The organism is Myxococcus sp. AM011 (assembly GCF_013372595.1).
Classification (GTDB): domain Bacteria; phylum Myxococcota; class Myxococcia; order Myxococcales; family Myxococcaceae; genus Myxococcus; species Myxococcus eversor.
The window spans coordinates 26,144-40,913 of record NZ_JABXEM010000072.1; the positions used below are offsets into that span (position 1 = coordinate 26,144).

The 14,770-nt window shown below is 68.2% G+C and carries 12 protein-coding genes; 5 read left to right on the forward strand and 7 right to left on the reverse strand.

Going from position 1 to position 14,770, the window contains the following annotated elements; genetic code table 11:
* Positions 1–15: 15 nt before the first annotated feature.
* Genes HUW62_RS17125 through HUW62_RS17135 form a run of 3 tightly spaced genes read right to left on the reverse strand, consistent with a single transcriptional unit; the run spans position 16 to position 5,370 of the window.
* Positions 16–2,025 carry an acetyl-CoA carboxylase biotin carboxylase subunit gene (locus HUW62_RS17125; protein WP_176435056.1) on the reverse strand — a complete coding sequence of 670 codons (2,010 nt, stop codon included), beginning with the start codon at positions 2,023–2,025 and terminating at the stop codon, positions 16–18.
* 14 nt (positions 2,026–2,039) lie between these two features.
* A complete protein-coding gene (locus HUW62_RS17130) occupies positions 2,040–3,656 on the reverse strand; it encodes an acyl-CoA carboxylase subunit beta (RefSeq protein ID WP_176435057.1) in 1,617 nt (538 codons plus the stop codon).
* A 4-nt stretch (positions 3,657–3,660) separates the two neighbouring features.
* Positions 3,661–5,370, reverse strand: coding sequence for an acyclic terpene utilization AtuA family protein (locus tag HUW62_RS17135; RefSeq protein ID WP_176435058.1), 1,710 nt, complete (start codon positions 5,368–5,370; stop codon positions 3,661–3,663).
* A gap of 166 nt (positions 5,371–5,536) precedes the next feature.
* On the opposite strand from HUW62_RS17135, the gene HUW62_RS17140 reads away from it, so the two are divergent.
* Positions 5,537–6,103 (forward strand): TetR/AcrR family transcriptional regulator, encoded by a 567-nt coding sequence (locus HUW62_RS17140; RefSeq protein WP_217911387.1) that lies wholly within the window; start codon positions 5,537–5,539, stop codon positions 6,101–6,103.
* A 66-nt stretch (positions 6,104–6,169) separates the two neighbouring features.
* Positions 6,170–7,048: an SDR family oxidoreductase gene (locus HUW62_RS17145; RefSeq protein ID WP_163870789.1), complete on the forward strand. Its 879-nt coding sequence runs from the start codon at positions 6,170–6,172 to the stop codon at positions 7,046–7,048.
* 304 nt (positions 7,049–7,352) lie between these two features.
* Here HUW62_RS17145 and HUW62_RS17150 read toward each other — a convergent pair whose 3' ends face one another.
* Positions 7,353–8,057, reverse strand: coding sequence for a hypothetical protein (locus tag HUW62_RS17150; protein ID WP_217911381.1), 705 nt, complete (start codon positions 8,055–8,057; stop codon positions 7,353–7,355).
* Between the two features lie 140 nt (positions 8,058–8,197).
* Here HUW62_RS17150 and HUW62_RS17155 point away from each other — a divergent pair, with 140 nt between their 5' ends.
* Both HUW62_RS17155 and HUW62_RS17160 read left to right on the forward strand, forming a co-directional pair.
* The gene (locus HUW62_RS17155; RefSeq protein ID WP_163870791.1) at positions 8,198–8,803 is read left to right on the forward strand and encodes a TetR/AcrR family transcriptional regulator; all 606 of its coding nucleotides are present in this window, start codon (positions 8,198–8,200) and stop codon (positions 8,801–8,803) included.
* A complete protein-coding gene (locus HUW62_RS17160; protein ID WP_176435060.1) occupies positions 8,800–9,342 on the forward strand; it encodes a DoxX family protein in 543 nt (180 codons plus the stop codon). Before HUW62_RS17155 ends, HUW62_RS17160 begins: the two co-directional genes overlap by 4 nt.
* Positions 9,343–9,346: 4 nt before the next feature.
* Here HUW62_RS17160 and HUW62_RS17165 read toward each other — a convergent pair whose 3' ends face one another.
* The 3 genes from HUW62_RS17165 to HUW62_RS17175 form a co-directional block, all read right to left on the reverse strand.
* Positions 9,347–9,931, reverse strand: a complete 585-nt coding sequence (locus HUW62_RS17165) for a hypothetical protein (protein ID WP_176435061.1) — start codon at positions 9,929–9,931, stop codon at positions 9,347–9,349.
* Positions 9,928–10,692 carry a hypothetical protein gene (locus HUW62_RS17170; protein WP_163870795.1) on the reverse strand — a complete coding sequence of 255 codons (765 nt, stop codon included), beginning with the start codon at positions 10,690–10,692 and terminating at the stop codon, positions 9,928–9,930. Before HUW62_RS17170 ends, HUW62_RS17165 begins: the two co-directional genes overlap by 4 nt.
* 192 nt (positions 10,693–10,884) lie before the next feature.
* Complete coding sequence (locus HUW62_RS17175; protein ID WP_176435062.1) at positions 10,885–14,280, reverse strand: amidohydrolase family protein; 3,396 nt, start codon at positions 14,278–14,280, stop codon at positions 10,885–10,887.
* A 189-nt stretch (positions 14,281–14,469) separates the two neighbouring features.
* Between HUW62_RS17175 and HUW62_RS17180 the strand changes: the two genes are divergently transcribed.
* The coding region (locus tag HUW62_RS17180; protein WP_176435063.1) for a PaaI family thioesterase at positions 14,470–14,770 on the forward strand (301 nt) is incomplete at its 3' end.

The window sequence follows — 14,770 nt, forward strand, 5'->3', positions numbered from 1 at the left end:
CCCCCCTCGCTCGACTCAGGCCGGCGGCTCCTTCGGCTTCGACTCCGGCGTGAGCACCACGAGCAACTGCTTCGCTGACACCTGGCCACCCACCGAGGCATTCACCGCCTCGACGACACCAGAAATGTCCGCCGCGAGCTGGAACTCCATCTTCATCGCCTCCAGCACGAGGAGGACGTCACCCGGCTTCACCTTGTCACCCGGCTTCGCATCCACGCGCAGGATGCGCCCGTCCATCGGCGCGAGCAGTCGGCCCGTGCCCGCCCCTTCCGTCGACTTCGGCGGACGGAACGTCACATCCGTGAGGCGGCGTGCCCCGACTCCCGAATCCAACCAGAGCGAATCCCCGCTCCGGAGATAGCGCGCACGGCCTCGCGCCCCGGCGACGGAGTAGTCGAACACGCTGTCCGCCAGGCCCAGCACGCCGACCTCGAGCGACTCGCCGTCAGCGCTCACCTCGTACAGCGTGGGAGACACCGGCCGCACGGTGACCTTCGACTGACCGTTCCGGTCCTCCAGCGCCATCGCCACCGGATGCGTGTACGCCGTGTTCCAATTCACCAGCGAGCCGTCCAACCCGCGCCTCCTCGCGAGGACCTGCGCCTCATCGTGGAAGAGCGCCGTCGCCGCCAGCGCGCGCTCACGTGGAGTCGTCTCGTACAGCCGCGTCAGCGTCGCGCTGTCCGCGTGCTTGCCGATGAAGCCCGTGTCGTAGACGCCGGAGCGGAACGTGCCGTCCTCCAGCACATGGAGCAGCAGCGCCTTGTTCGTGGTGACGCCGAATACGGTGAGCTCGTGCAGCGCCTCCACCAGCCGTCGCCGCGCCTGCTCCCGGTCCGAGCCGTACGCAATCACCTTCGCCTGCATGGAGTCGTAGAAGGGCGGGATGTCCTGCCCCTCGCGCACGCCATGGTCGATTCGCACGCCCTCACGCGAGGGCAGCCGCCACGTCAAGAGCCGCCCCGCCTGAGGTGCGTACTGCTTCGCCGGGTCCTCCGCGCACAGGCGCACCTCGATGGCGTGCCCCGTCCAGGTGATGTCTTTCTGCGCGCGCGGCAGCACCTCGCCCGAGGCCACGCGGAGCTGCCACTCCACGAGGTCCAGGCCCGTAATCTCCTCGGTGACGGGGTGCTCCACCTGGAGACGGGTGTTCATCTCCATGAAGTAGAACTCGCCGCTCGGCGCGAGGAGGAACTCGATGGTGCCCGCGCCCTTGTAGGCAATCGCCTTGGCCGCGGTGACAGCCACCTGTCCCATCCGCTCGCGCAGCTCCGCGCTGACCGCGGGAGATGGACTCTCCTCGACAATCTTCTGGTGACGCCGCTGCACCGAGCAGTCGCGCTCCCCCAGGTGCACCACGTTGCCGTGCTCGTCCGCGAAGACCTGAATCTCCACGTGCCGCGCGTTGATGACCGCCCGCTCCAGGATGAGCTCGCCGCTGCCGAAGGCATTGGTGGACTCCGAGCGCGCTCCACGCAGCGCGGCGCGGAGCTGCGACGCCTCGTGCACCAGTCGCATGCCGCGACCACCACCACCGGCCGCCGCCTTCACCATCAGCGGGAAGCCGATGCGCTCGCCCTCCACCGCCAGCGCTTCATCGTCCGCGTCCGAGGCCTCGTAGCCGGGAATGCACGGGACACCCGCCGCAATCATCCGCAGCTTCGCCTGACGCTTGTTGCCCATCAGGGTGATGGCCTCGGCGTCGGGGCCGATGAAGATGAGCCCCGCCTCCTTGCACGCGCGCGAGAAGGCCGCGTTCTCGGAGAGGAAGCCGTAGCCCGGATGAATCGCCTGGGCTCCCGACGCCTTCGCCGCGCCGATGAGCTTGTCGATGACCAGGTACGACTCCCTCGCGGGCGACGCTCCAATCGGCACCGCCTCGTCCGCCGCGAGCACGTGCGGCGCGCCCTGGTCCGCCTCGGAGAACACCGCCACCGTCCGGTACCCCAACCGCTTGCACGTGCGAATCACCCGCACGGCAATCTCACCCCGGTTCGCGATGAGGACCTTGCTGAAACGCTCCATCCCGTTCGCTCCTCTCACAGGCGTGCGACCCCGAAGCTGTTCGGATTGAGCTCGCGTCGACCCGCCTCGCGGCAGATGGACAGGACGAAGCCGAGCACCCGCCGCGTGTCGCGCGGGTCGATGATGCCGTCGTCGAACAGCCGCGCCGAGGCGTTGAAGGGGTGCGACTCCTTGTCGAACTGGTCGACGATGGGCTGCGTGAAGGCGCGGATGGCCTCCTCGTCCACCACCTCGCCGCCGCGCGCGAGCTTCTCGCCGAAGACAATCGACATCACCTTCGCCGCCTGCTCGCCGCCCATGACGGCCGTGCGCGCGTTGGGCCACGCGAAGATGAAGCGCGGATGGAACGGCCTGCCGCACATTCCATAGTTGCCCGCGCCGAACGAGCCACCCACCAGCAGCGTCACCTGCGGCACCGTGGCGTTCGCCACCGCCTGAATCATCTTCGAGCCGTGCTTGACGATGCCGCCCTGCTCCGGCTGCGTCCCCACCAGGTACCCCGTGGTGTTCTGGAGGTAGACGATGGGCGTTCCCGACTGGCAGCAGAGCTGGATGAACTGCGCCGCCTTCGTCGCGCCCTTCGGACTGATGGGGCCGTTGTTGCCGATGATGCCGATGGACGCGCCGAAGAGGTTCGCCCACCCGCAGACGGTGTGCGTGTCGTAGGCGTCCTTGAAGCCCGTGAAGTCGGAGCCGTCCACGAAGCGCGCGATGATTTCGCGACAGTCGTAGGGCTTGCGGTAGTCCGCCGGAATGGCGCCGCACAGCTCGTCAGGCGAGTAGCGCGGCTCCTCGTAGAGCGTGGGGGGAGCGGCCGCCAGTCGCTCGTTCCAGCCAAGCTTGGACACGATTTCGCGCGCCATGCGGATGGCGTCGGCGTCGTCCTCGGCCAGGTAGTCCGCGGTGCCCGCGACGGTGGCGTGCATCTCCGCGCCGCCCAGGTCCTCGTCGGTGGCGACCTCGCCCGTCGCGGCCTTGAGCAGCGGCGGGCCGGCGAGGAACACCTTCGCCTTTTTCTTCACCATCACCACGTAGTCGGACAGGCCGGGCAGGTACGCGCCACCCGCGGTGCTGGAGCCGTGGACCACGGTGATTTGCGGGATGCCCGCAGCGGACATCCGCGCCTGGTTGTAGAAGGTCTCCCCGCCCGGGATGAAAATCTCCTGCTGGTACATGAGATTGGCGCCGCCGCTCTCCACCAGCGACACCATGGGCAGCTTGTTCTGCAGCGCGATGGCCTGTCCGCGCAGCGCCTTCTGCACGCCCCAGGGCGACGCTGTGCCGCCCTTGATGGCGGAGTTGTTGACGAAGACGAAGCACCGGACGCCCGACACGTAGCCGATGCCAGCGATGCTGTTGCCGCCCGCCAGCGAGCCGTCACTGTCGTCGTGGTAGCCGTACCCGCACAGCGTGGACAGCTCCAGGAAGGGCGAGCCCCTGTCCAACAGCATCATCAGCCGCTCGCGGGGCAGCAACTGGCCGCGCTTGTGGAACTTCTCGGTCGCCTTGTTCTCGGTGGCGCGGACCTTCGCCTCCACGCCCCGCAGCTCCGCGAGGCGCGCCAGCATGTCCGCGCGCTGTGCCTGGAACGACTCCGAGCCCGTGTTCACCCGCGATGTGATTCTTGGCATCGGCTCAACCCTCTCCTTCACGAAGCAGCGACTCGGGGATGTCCACATGGCGCGAGCGGAGCCACTCCCCCAGCGCCTTGCCCTGCGGGTCGAAGCGCGTCGATGACGACACACCCTCGCCCAGAATCCCGTCGACCACGAAGTTCACCCCTCGGAGCCGGGGGAAGTCGTGCCGTTCAATCGGATAGGCCGCCGTCTCCGGCAGCAGCTCGCGCAGCTTCTCCGCCGTGAGGAAGTGCGCAAGCCAGCGCCAGGCCGCGTCCGTCCGCGCCCACACGCCGATGTTCGCCGTACCGCCCTTGTCACCACTGCGCGCCGCGACGATGCGCCCCAGCGGTGCTCGCCGCGTGGGGCCCGAAGGCGGCGCCTCCGGCAACGCGGGCGTCTCCACGGGCCCAAGCTTCAGGGATTGCTCCGTGGGCGGGATGAGGGTGCGCGCGCCATCCGGCAGCACTGCGACGTGCTCCACACGCTTCGCGTCGACATAGGCCGGCGTATAGACGCCATACGGTGCGCCATCCGACGGCGGCGCCGTCATGGTGAAGCCGGGGTAGGTCCCCAGCGCCAGCTCGACGGCGGCACCACTGAAGGAGCGACCCACGAGCTTCTGGTCCGCGTCCTTCACCACGACCCGCAGGAAGGCCGCGGCCTGCTCCTCCGTGGCGGCGTCCTCGCGGTCCGTGCGCACCAGCGTCCAGTGGGACTCCTTGGGCTTGCGCGTGAGCGCCGCCTCCATCTGCCCTCGGATGAGCGCCGCCTTCTCCTCGATGTCGAGCCCCACGAGGATGAACGTCGCCTCGTTCTTGTAGCCACCCAGGTGGTTGAGACACACCTTCACGGTGGGCGGAGGCGGCTCGCCCTTCACCCCGGAGATGCGCACGCGGTCCTTGCCGTCATCCGCCAGGGAGATGGAGTCGAACCGCGCCGTCGCGTCGGGCCCCGCGTACCGGGCCCCGGTGATTTCGTAGAGGAGCTGCGCGAGCACCGTGTCCACCGTCACCGCGCCACCCGTGCCCGCGTGCTTGGAGATGACGGACGAGCCATCCGCGTGCAGCTCCGCCAGGGGGAAGCCGGGCCGGCGGACATCCAGCTCCTTGAAGAAGGAGTAGTTGCCACCCGTCGCCTGCGTGCCGCACTCCAGGACGTGGCCGGCCACCATGGCGCCCGCGAGCTTGTCCCAGTCGTCGCGCTTCCAGCCGAAGTGCGCGGCGGCGGGGCCCACCACCAGCGAGGCATCCGTCACGCGACCGGTGACGACGACGTCCGCGCCCGCGCGCAGGCTCTCGGCGATGCCCCAGCCGCCCAGGTACGCATTCGCGGTGATGGGCGAGCCGAGGCCCAGCTCGTCCGCGCTGCCGGAGAGGTCATCCCCCTCCACGTGCGCGATGCGCGCCTTGAGGCCCAGCTTGTCATTCAGCTCGCGCAGCGCCGTGGCGAGGCCGGACGGGTTCAACCCGCCCGCGTTCACGACGACCTTCACCTTCTTGTCCAGCGCGAGCCCCAGGCACTGCTCCATCTGCCGGAGGAACGTCTTGGCGTAGCCGGTGGACGGGTCCTTCATCCTGTCGCGGCCGAGAATCAACATCGTCAGCTCCGCCAGGTAGTCGCCCGTGAGGACGTCCAACTGGCCGCCTTCGAGCATCTCCCGGACGGCCGAGAAGCGGTCTCCATAGAAGCCCGAGGCATTGCCGATACGGAGGGGGGACTCGCTCATGCGCTCTCCACGTCCAGCCTGAATGCGGGCAGTGTGGGATGGCGTCCTTAAAAAAGCAAGCGCGCTTGCTTTTTTCGAGGGTGCCTTTCAAGCTGGCTTCGTGAGCAAATCACCGCCCCCGGGCAGACAGGAACAGGAGCGCAGCCGGGTGACCCGGCAGCGCTTGATGGAGGCCGCCATCGGCGCCCTGTCCGAGCTGGGGTGGGCAGGCTCCACGATGACGGTCATCGCCGAGCGAGCGGGCGTGTCTCGCGGCGCGTGCCAGCACCACTTCCCCACGCGAGGCGACCTGGTCGCGGCGGCGGTGGAGTACGTGGGGCACCAGCAGGTGGAGGAGCTCAGTCGGAGAGCGGCCCGGCAGCCAGCCGAAGCGCGGCGGACGGAGAGCATCCTGCACATGCTGGCGGGCTTCTACACGCAGCCCCTCTTCGCGGCGGTGGCGCAGCTCTGGGTGGCGGCGAGCGCGGACGCGGAGCTGCGCGCGCAACTCCTGCCAGTGGAGGCGAAGGTGGGGCGGGAGGTGCACCGGCTCACGGTGGCGCTGCTCGACGTGGACGACCGCGAGCCGGAGACGCGTGAGCTGATACAGGCGACGCTGGACCTCATCCGGGGCCTGGGGCTCGCCAACCTGCTGCGGGACGACAGCGCGCGCAGGAAGAAGATTCTCCACCGTTGGTCGCTCACGCTCGAGGACGCGCTGCGTTCCCGGCGCGGCCGGAAAGCGGGAGACTGACGCCGCGAGGCGACCACGGACATCACGGGCCCTCGCGCCACGCACGGGGCCACTTCGGGAGACGACATGGGTTACCGCTCTGTATTCGCACCGGGTTGTTTCAAGGGACAGAATATCGTCGTGACGGGAGGCGGCAGCGGAATCGGGCGCTGTACCGCGCACGAGCTGGCGGCGCTCGGCGCGCACGTCGTCCTGGTGGGCCGCAAGCTGGACAAGCTGGAGAAGGTCGCCGCGGAGCTGCGCGAGGACGGCGGCGAGTGCTCGCTGGAGACGGTGGACATCCGCGATGAAGAAGGCGTGAAGGCCACGGTGGCGCGCATCGTCGCGGCGCGCGGGCGCATCCACGGCCTGGTGAACAACGCGGGTGGACAGTTCCCGTCACCGCTCGCGGCCATCTCCAAGAAGGGCTTCGAGGCGGTGGTGGCCACCAACCTCACGGGCGGCTTCCTGATGGCGCGTGAAGTCTACCTCCAGTCGATGAGCAACCACGGCGGGTCCATCGTCAACATGCTCGCGGACGCGTGGGGCGGGATGCCGGGAATGGGGCACTCGGGCGCGGCGCGCATGGGCATGCTCAACCTGACGCAGACGGCGGCGGTGGAGTGGGCGGCGACGGGCGTGCGCGTCAACGCGGTGGCGCCGGGCTGGGTGGCGTCGAGCGGCATGGACAGCTACCAGGACGAGGGCGTCAAGGCGCTCATCCCCCTGTTGAAGAAGGAAGTGCCGTTGCAGCGGCTGGCCACGGAGGCGGAGGTGAGCGGCGCCATCGTGTTCCTGCTCACGGACGTGGCGGCGTTCATCACCGGCGAGGTCATCAAGATTGACGGTGGCGCGTCGTGCAACACCAAGATCTTCCCCCTGGAGGAGACCTCCGCGTCCAAGCCCTACGAGGGCTTCCACCGCGCGGCGGCGCCTCGCATCCTTGCGGGCGACGACAAGTCCTGACGTGCCTTGGACGGCGAGGAGTGAAGAGGCCACCTGCTGCAAAAGCCGCCAAGTGCGCCTGTCACGTGGTCGGCAATTTGTCGAGGAGTGCTGCGGACAAGGCGCTCCCGACCTGGAGTAGGGCCATGGATATGAGGGACCTGCTCCGGCAGTCTTTTCCCAGCGATGGCCCTCACTGGGACGTCGCCATCGAGGCGGGCGTGGACGTGTCCCTTCTTCTACAGAATCTTGAGCTCACTCCGACGGAACGCATCGAGCAGTTACAGCGCATGACTGAGCTGTACGAAGCACTCCGCCCCATGATTCATGGCGTCTGACAGGGACGCCGAATGCGCTTCACGGTGAGCTTTGAATCCACCCAACTCACCTCCCCGGTCACCTCGCACCGCCAGCCCTCGTCCGAGCGCATCCGCCTGAAAAACTGCCCGGTGATGGGGATGTATTCGTGGAACCCATCACACGGGGGCGTCCTGGCATTCGCGATGGTGAGCGCGATGGAGACCCAAGCACGCGCACGACCTGGCTCGTTCTCGATGCTGTGGCGCTCCCCTTCCAACACCATGAAGTAGAGCTCGTCGTCCGACAGCTCACTTCCATGGACACCGCTGTACAGGACCGTCGTGCTCCTGGATGACCCTGGCGGATAGCGCGGGTCATCCATCCTCCACGGCAGCAGGCAGCTCGTGCTGTCCCGCTCCGGGTCCACCCTCAATGGCTTCGACAGCCTGCCAATGAAGTACGGCTGCTCCATGCTGTAGTACAGCCAGAGACACGACGGACCCTCGCGCTCAGCGGGCCTCGCCTGCACGTACTGGCAGGACTCGACCAACGCATCCACGTAGTCCTTGTAGGGACCAATCCCCGGCCCCGGAAACGTCTCCAGCAGCGGGTCTCCAAAGACAGGGCGCTCCATGTCGGAGTCCATCGACAGGGCCACTCCCATCACCAGGGATATCAGCCCCCAGCGCCGGCCCGGCCCCACCCACATGTGTCGCCTCCTGTCGGCCATGCCCACATCCAGCGTGGGCTCCTTCGACACCCCTGCCCGCGAGGCCGTTCCCTTCACTCGAACTTGACCACTCGTCCAACAATCGTTATTTGAACGAGCGTCCAAGAACGCGCGGCCCCTGGGTCTCGCGAGGAGTGCGCATGGGGCGACCGAAGACTTTCGATGAGGACGCGGTGCTGGACCGCGCCATCGAGCAATTCTGGACGACCGGCTACCACGCCGTGTCGGTCCGGGATTTGGAGACGGGAACGGGCGTCCTGAAGGGCAGCCTGTATGCCGCCTTCGGTGACAAGCGCGCGCTGTTCCTCGCCTCGCTGCGCCGCTACGCGGACCAGAGCGCCGTGCAGATTCGAGAGCTGTTGTCCCATGGCGCCAATCCCCGCGCTGGCCTGGAGCACTACCTGCGCGTGCGCGGCAAGGGCTGCACGGGGCCGGGACGGACGCGGGGCTGCCTGCTCGCCAACACCGCGGCGGAGGTCGCGCCGCATGACCCCGAGGTGCGTGCCGTGGTCGGACAATCCTTCGCGAAGCTCGCCGCCGCCCTGGAGCCCGCAATCGTGGAGGCCCAGGAGCAGGGACTCCTCAGCCGACGACACGACGCGCACGAGCTGGCCGCGCACCTCGTCGTGCTCGTGCAGGGCATGAGCGTGGTGGGCAAGACGGAGCCAGACTCCGCGCTCGTCCGCTCCTCCCTGCGCTTCGCCCTGTCGCTGTTGGAGAACGACGCCCCGGAGAAAGCCCGATGACGCTTCAACTGTCCCCCTTCCTCGTCGACCCTCGCCCCGCCAATCGCTCGCTGTCCACGGGACTGCTCGTGCTGCGGGTCCTCACCGGTGGACTGATGGCCCTGCATGGCGCGGGGAAGATGGTGATGCCCTTCACCTGGATGGGAGAAAGCTCTCCCGTGCCCGGCGTGCTCCAGTTCCTCGGCGCCGCCGCCGAGTTCTTCGGAGGGCTCGCGTGGATGGTGGGAGTCGCGACACCACTGGCCGCGCTCGGCGTCGCCGTGACGATGCTCGTGGGAATCGCCATCGCGCACATCCCACTGGGTGACCCGTTCATCCGGCTCAGCGTGATGGGCGTCACCTCCGGTCCCGGAGAGTCGTTTGGTGGTCTGCCCACCTGGCTCGTCCGCGCGGGAGGACGCAGCGCGGGTGGCTCCGGCTCCTCTGAGCTGGCGACGCTGTACATCGCCGTCTCCGTGCTGCTGCTCACCGCGGGGCCCGGGCGCTTCTCGCTCGATGCGCTGCTGTCGCGGAAGCTCTCCGCTCGCGCCACCACGTGAGCTTTCAGCGGGGCGCCGCTCCCGCATCCGTACCGCCATCCGTCCACCAGGAGGGCACCGGCTGGAGCGGCTTGCCCCACGTCGTATCCCCGACGGGGATGCCCGCGTCCGGGGACGTCCCCGAGTCGAGCTCCGTGCCCGCATCCGGCGCGGCCCCTTCCGGCACCAACGCCTCCGGCTCTCCATCGAAGCGACGCCGGAGGATGCGCCCATCCATCCCGATGGCGTACGCGCCGCCACCATCCAACATGCGTGGTTCGGCTCCACACGCAGTGGGGTTCGCGGAGATGCTCACGAAGAACACGGCCCCCTGTCGGAGCACGCGATACAGGTACGACTCCTGCCGGTTCCAGCACGAGCGCTCGCGCGACTCCAACGGCAGGAAGTCATTGGCGGCAATCGAGAGCGCGCCGAGCATCGCGCCATCCAGGACATACGGTCGTCCCTCCGCGGCCAGGGAGAGGGCCTCCTGCCCCAGTGCCTCCGGGAACTGGATGGACGGGTCCTCCGGAAGAGTCGCGGTGCGGGCGCCCGCGTGCCGGACACAGCTCGACACGAGCAGCAGCAGTGGAAGGAGCAGATGTTTCATGGCGTCTTGCTCCCCTCGCACGGCGAGCTTCCCTTCTGGACGGTGAACTTTCGTGTATCAGCATCCGACCAGCGCACCGAGCCCGTCTGCTCGCACTGCCAATTCGCCCCACCGCGCGTCCACTTCAACAACTGCCCGGTCAGCGGGATGTACTGGTGGAAGCCGTCACACGACGGCTCCGACGCGCTTCGAGAGAAGAAGGCGACGACGGAGAGCCTCAAGCGCCCATCCTTCGTCTCGCTCTCGAAGCCATGCGCGAGCCCCTCCGAGACAATGAACCGGATGTCGTTCTCCGTCAGGCTGCTGCCATAGGGATGGTTGTGCAGGGCGTAGATGTATCGGATGGCGTCGGGCGGATAGCGCGGGTCATCCACCCAGGAGGGGAGCAGACAGCTCTTGCTCCGCTGCAACGGGTCGACTCGCGACTGGTCCGTCAGCTTGCTCACGACGTACTGCTGGTCCGGCGTGTAATACATCCAGGCGCAGTACTCACTGGAGACACGCCACCGGACGTCGAAGTCCTGGTGGTCCCGCCCACCCGCGCTCGAGTTCGGCTTGGTGAGGATCTTCCGACACGCCGCGAGCAGGGCGCTCGAGGGCGAGCTGAATGGCCCCAGCATCGGCCCCGGAAGCTTGTCCAGGAACGGCGCACCCGGCGCGGGACGCACGATGTCGGGGTCCGCGACCTGGGGCGATGAGCAACCGCCCACCAGCAGCGCACAGGCCAGGGCCTTCCCAAGCCCTTGAACTTTCACCGACATCTTCCTCGGCCTCCCGCTGCTGCCCACGGCGCCCAGGCAGTTTAGGAGGGACTACACCTACATTCAAGACAAAGCAGACAATCAATGAATAAGCGGAAAATGCGGGACGGCTTCGAGGTGGCCTTTTCCAATGGGAGCGGCCACGGGCTCCGGGAAGCACGCCCCCGGAGCCCGCGTCACGTCACCTGACGCTCAATCGCACTCGTGCGTATGCGTGTGCGCGGTGGCCTTGGGACTCCAGCCCTCGTTGCCGTCCTTCTCGAAGAAGAACTTCGCGCGCTGGCGCTGCCGCGTCCCCACCTCGTTGAGCGTGGCCGCGTCGAACAGCCGCCCGTTCACCATGGTGAAGCGCACCCCGCGGCTGTTCATCAGGTCCTCCAGCGGGTTCTTGTCCAACACGATGAGGTCCGCCAGCTTCCCCTCCTCCAGCGAGCCAATCTCTCCATCCATGCCCAGGTAGCGCGCGCCACCCAGCGTCCCCGCGCGCAGCGCCTGCAGCGGCTTCATCCCGCCCTGACCGAACATCGACAGCTCCCAGTGCGCCGCCAGGCCCTCGCGCTGTCCATGCGCGCCGAGCTGCACGTTGACGCCCGCGTCGTTCAGCTCGCGCGCCGTCCTCGCCGCGTCCAGGTGGTTCAGCTCGTCGTCCGGCACCATCGTCCGCCGACGGCTGCGCGAGTCCACCACCCGCCGAGGCACGAAGGACAACAGCCGCTCGTCCTGCCAGACGTTCGTCTTCTGGTACCAGTAGTTCTCGCCCCAGTTGCCGCCGTACGCCACGCCCAGCGTCGGCGTGTAGCCCGTGCCGCTCTTGCCCCAGAGCTGCTTCACGTCCGCGTAGATGCGCGCCACCGGAATCGCGTGCTCCACGCCCGTGTGCCCGTCCACCACCATCGACAGGTTGTGCTGGAGCAGCGAGCCGCCCTCCGGCACCACCAGCATGTTCAGCTCTCGCGCCGCCTGGAGCACCTTCTGCCGCTGGTCCCTGCGAGGCTGGTTGTAGCTCTTCACGCTGAAGGCCCCCATCGCCTTCATCCGCCGCAGGTGCGAGCGCGCATCGTCCAGCGTCTCAATCGGCGTCCGATATCCCACGCCCGCCGCGCCATACAGAATCGTCCCCGTGGAGAAGATGCGCGGAGACAACAGCGCGCCTGACTTGCCCAGCTCGCTCGCCGCGAACACCTCTTCCGACGAGTTCGACGGGTCATGCAGCGTCGTCACTCCGAACGCCAGCGACGCCGCCTGCACCCAGCTCTGCTCCGGCATCAGCCCTTCCACGCCCATGGCCCCGTGCCAGTGCACATCCACCAGGCCCGGCATCAGCGTCTTGCCCTTCACGTCGATGACCTTCGCTCCCGCGGGCACCTGCACCTTGCCCACCGGCCCCACCGCGACGATGCGATTGCCCCGCACCACCACCACGCCCTGCTCCAGGACTTCGTCACCCTTCATCGTGATGACCCGCCCGCCCACCAGCGCCACCGTGCCCTCCGGCACGTCCGCCTTCACCTGGAACGACAGGTCCACGCCCTTCTCCGGCACCGCCGGCAGCTTCTCCGGCGCACCCTCCACGAAGGCGAAGGACTGATTCAGCGCCCGAGTGAAGAGCTCGGGCCCCAGCGCCCAGTGCAGGCTCTTGCTGTCTCCAGCCCAGTGCAGGTATTCGCCCGCGTCGCGGCTCACCTTCGCCACCGGCAGCGCCTTCGCCTCGGGGCCCACCGTCGCCGCCTTCGCGCCCTTCGGGAACGGCGTGATGAAGGCGTTGAAGTTCTCGCGGAACGCCACCCACCGCTCGTCCGGTGACACGCGCAGCTCCGTCGCCTCCGCGCTCGACAGGTGCGAGCGCTCCTCGCCCCCATCCAGACCCACGCTCTTCAGCGAGCGCACGTCCTCCTTCTCCTTGTGCTCCACATGCAGGAAGTACACGCGGTCCGAGCGCGCCCCGAAGTGCGGCTGCTCACCGTCGCGCGCCAGCCTGCGCGGCGTGCCTCCCGACGCGGGCTGCACGAAGAGGCCCGTCTCCCGACTCCACTGCCCCGGCATCAGGTAGCCATCCCCCGTCGCGCGGTACACCAGCGACTTCCCATCCGGACTCAGCGCGGGCTCCACGTAGTAGCCCGGCTTCGACGTCAGCACCTTGCCCTCGCCGCCCGTCGCGGACACCGCGCGGATGGCGCCCAGCTTCTCGTCATCCCACGTCGTGTAGACGATGGAGCGCCCGTCCCGCGAGAACGACGGGTAGAACTCCAGGTGGTCCTCCTGCTTCGTCAGCCGCTTCGGCGCGCCACCCGGCAGCTCCTTCACGTAGAGCTTGCCCAGCGACTGGTACACCACGCGGTCGCCCTTCGGCGACACCTGCACCCAGCGCAGCATCTTCGTGTTGAAGCGCTCCGGCGCCACCACCTGCGGCGAGCGCACCGCCTCGGCAATCGTCCGCGTGCCCTTCACGTGGAAGGGGATGGGCGTCACCTGCTTCGTCGCCACGTCGATGCGCTGGAGCTTGCCGCCCGCCCAGAAGACAATCGCCTTGTCGTCCCGGGTCCACGCCAGCGTCGGGTACACGCCGTGGATGGCCCACGTCTCCTGCATGTCCCTGTCCAGCCCGTCATACAGCGGGCGCTCCGCGCCAGAGGCCACGTCCGTGACGTAGAGCACCGACTTCGTCCGCACCCGGCGGATGAACGCCAGCTGCTTGCCGTCCCGCGACGGCGTAGGGCGGATGGAGCCACCCGGCCCGGTGACGAAGGGGTCGATCTCCTTCGTCTCCACATCCAACCGCTGGATGGCGTAAATCTCTCCGTTGGGGTCCTTGTTGTATTCGAACGTCTTGCCCGGCGTGACGTCCTGGCTGAAGTAGATGTAACGGCCGTCGGGAGAGAAGACCGGCTCGCCCAAATCCTTCTGCTCGTTGGCGCGCTCGGTGAGCTGCACGCCCTCGCCGCCGGAGCGGTGATACATCCACACCTCACCCGCGCCCAGCGAGCGCCGCGAGGTGAAGTGCTTGCGTGCGAGCAGGAACTGTCCGTCCGGACTCCACGCGGGGCTGTTGAGCAGGCGGAACTTCTCCTGCGTCACCGCCTTCGCGTCCGAGCCATCCCGCTTCATCACCCAGATGTTGTCGCCGCCACCCCTGTCACTGGTGAAGGCGATGGACCTGCCGTCCGGACTGAAGCGCGGCTGCATGTCCCACGAGACACCAGAGGTCAGCGCGCGCGCCTCGCCTCCCGCCAGCGGCAACACGTAGATGTCGCCCAACAGGTCGAAGACGAGCTCGTCCCCGCTCGGGCTCACATCCACGTTCATCCACGTCCCCTCGGTGACGTCGATGTCCACCTGCTTCGCGGGGAACCCTGGAGCGTCCACCTTCCAGGCGTCCTTCTCCTTGTCCTCCTTGGCGCCCGCTTCGGCGGACGGGGCGTTGGGGTCCACCTCCACGGCGCGGCCGGCTTCGCGCGCGGCCTCGTCCTTCTTCTGGGGAGCAGGCAGCGGGTCCTGCCGAGCGGAGGGAGGAGTCGCCGCGGGCTGCGCGGCGAAGAGCGTGCCCGGTACCAGCAGGGCGACGCAGAGGGCTGAAGTCAGTCGTTTCACCGGAGGTCCTCGTGATGGGGGACTGCGCGAGATACGGCCGTGCGGGGCGGGGCGACACTACCCGGCCCGGGGACGACAGGCTCGGCGCGCGTGAACAGGGGAGCGGGCAGGCCTCTTCCTGAGCGGCCGACAAAGGCTCGACGCGAAACGTCACGCGCCATCCGGACGTGATTCTGTTATCCGCTTCCCATGTCGGACTTCACCCTTCCCGAAGACAAGGCCGGGCGGCTGGAACGCTGCGCCCTGTTCTACTCGGACATCGTCCCCCACAATCACGCCCTGGGCCTGAAGCTCCTGGACATCGGCCCCGCCGAAGCCACCGTCGAGCTGCCCTACGCGGACTTCCTCGTCGGCAACCCGGAGACGGGCGTCATCGCCGGCGGCGCCGTGACGACGCTCATCGACGCGGCCTGCGGCTCCGCCGTCATCCTCAAGCTGGGCCGCATCCAGCCGCTCGTCACGCTGGACTTGCGCATCGACTACCTGAGCC

Coding starts and splice junctions, on each gene's coding strand:
- HUW62_RS17125 (WP_176435056.1), bottom strand. CDS start 2,025: ATGGAGCGTTTCAGCAAGGTCCTCATCGCGAACCGGGGTGAGATTGCC.
- HUW62_RS17130 (WP_176435057.1), bottom strand. CDS start 3,656: ATGCCAAGAATCACATCGCGGGTGAACACGGGCTCGGAGTCGTTCCAG.
- HUW62_RS17135 (WP_176435058.1), bottom strand. CDS start 5,370: ATGAGCGAGTCCCCCCTCCGTATCGGCAATGCCTCGGGCTTCTATGGA.
- HUW62_RS17140 (WP_217911387.1), top strand. CDS start 5,537: ATGGAGGCCGCCATCGGCGCCCTGTCCGAGCTGGGGTGGGCAGGCTCC.
- HUW62_RS17145 (WP_163870789.1), top strand. CDS start 6,170: ATGGGTTACCGCTCTGTATTCGCACCGGGTTGTTTCAAGGGACAGAAT.
- HUW62_RS17150 (WP_217911381.1), bottom strand. CDS start 8,057: ATGGCCGACAGGAGGCGACACATGTGGGTGGGGCCGGGCCGGCGCTGG.
- HUW62_RS17155 (WP_163870791.1), top strand. CDS start 8,198: ATGGGGCGACCGAAGACTTTCGATGAGGACGCGGTGCTGGACCGCGCC.
- HUW62_RS17160 (WP_176435060.1), top strand. CDS start 8,800: ATGACGCTTCAACTGTCCCCCTTCCTCGTCGACCCTCGCCCCGCCAAT.
- HUW62_RS17165 (WP_176435061.1), bottom strand. CDS start 9,931: ATGAAACATCTGCTCCTTCCACTGCTGCTGCTCGTGTCGAGCTGTGTC.
- HUW62_RS17170 (WP_163870795.1), bottom strand. CDS start 10,692: ATGTCGGTGAAAGTTCAAGGGCTTGGGAAGGCCCTGGCCTGTGCGCTG.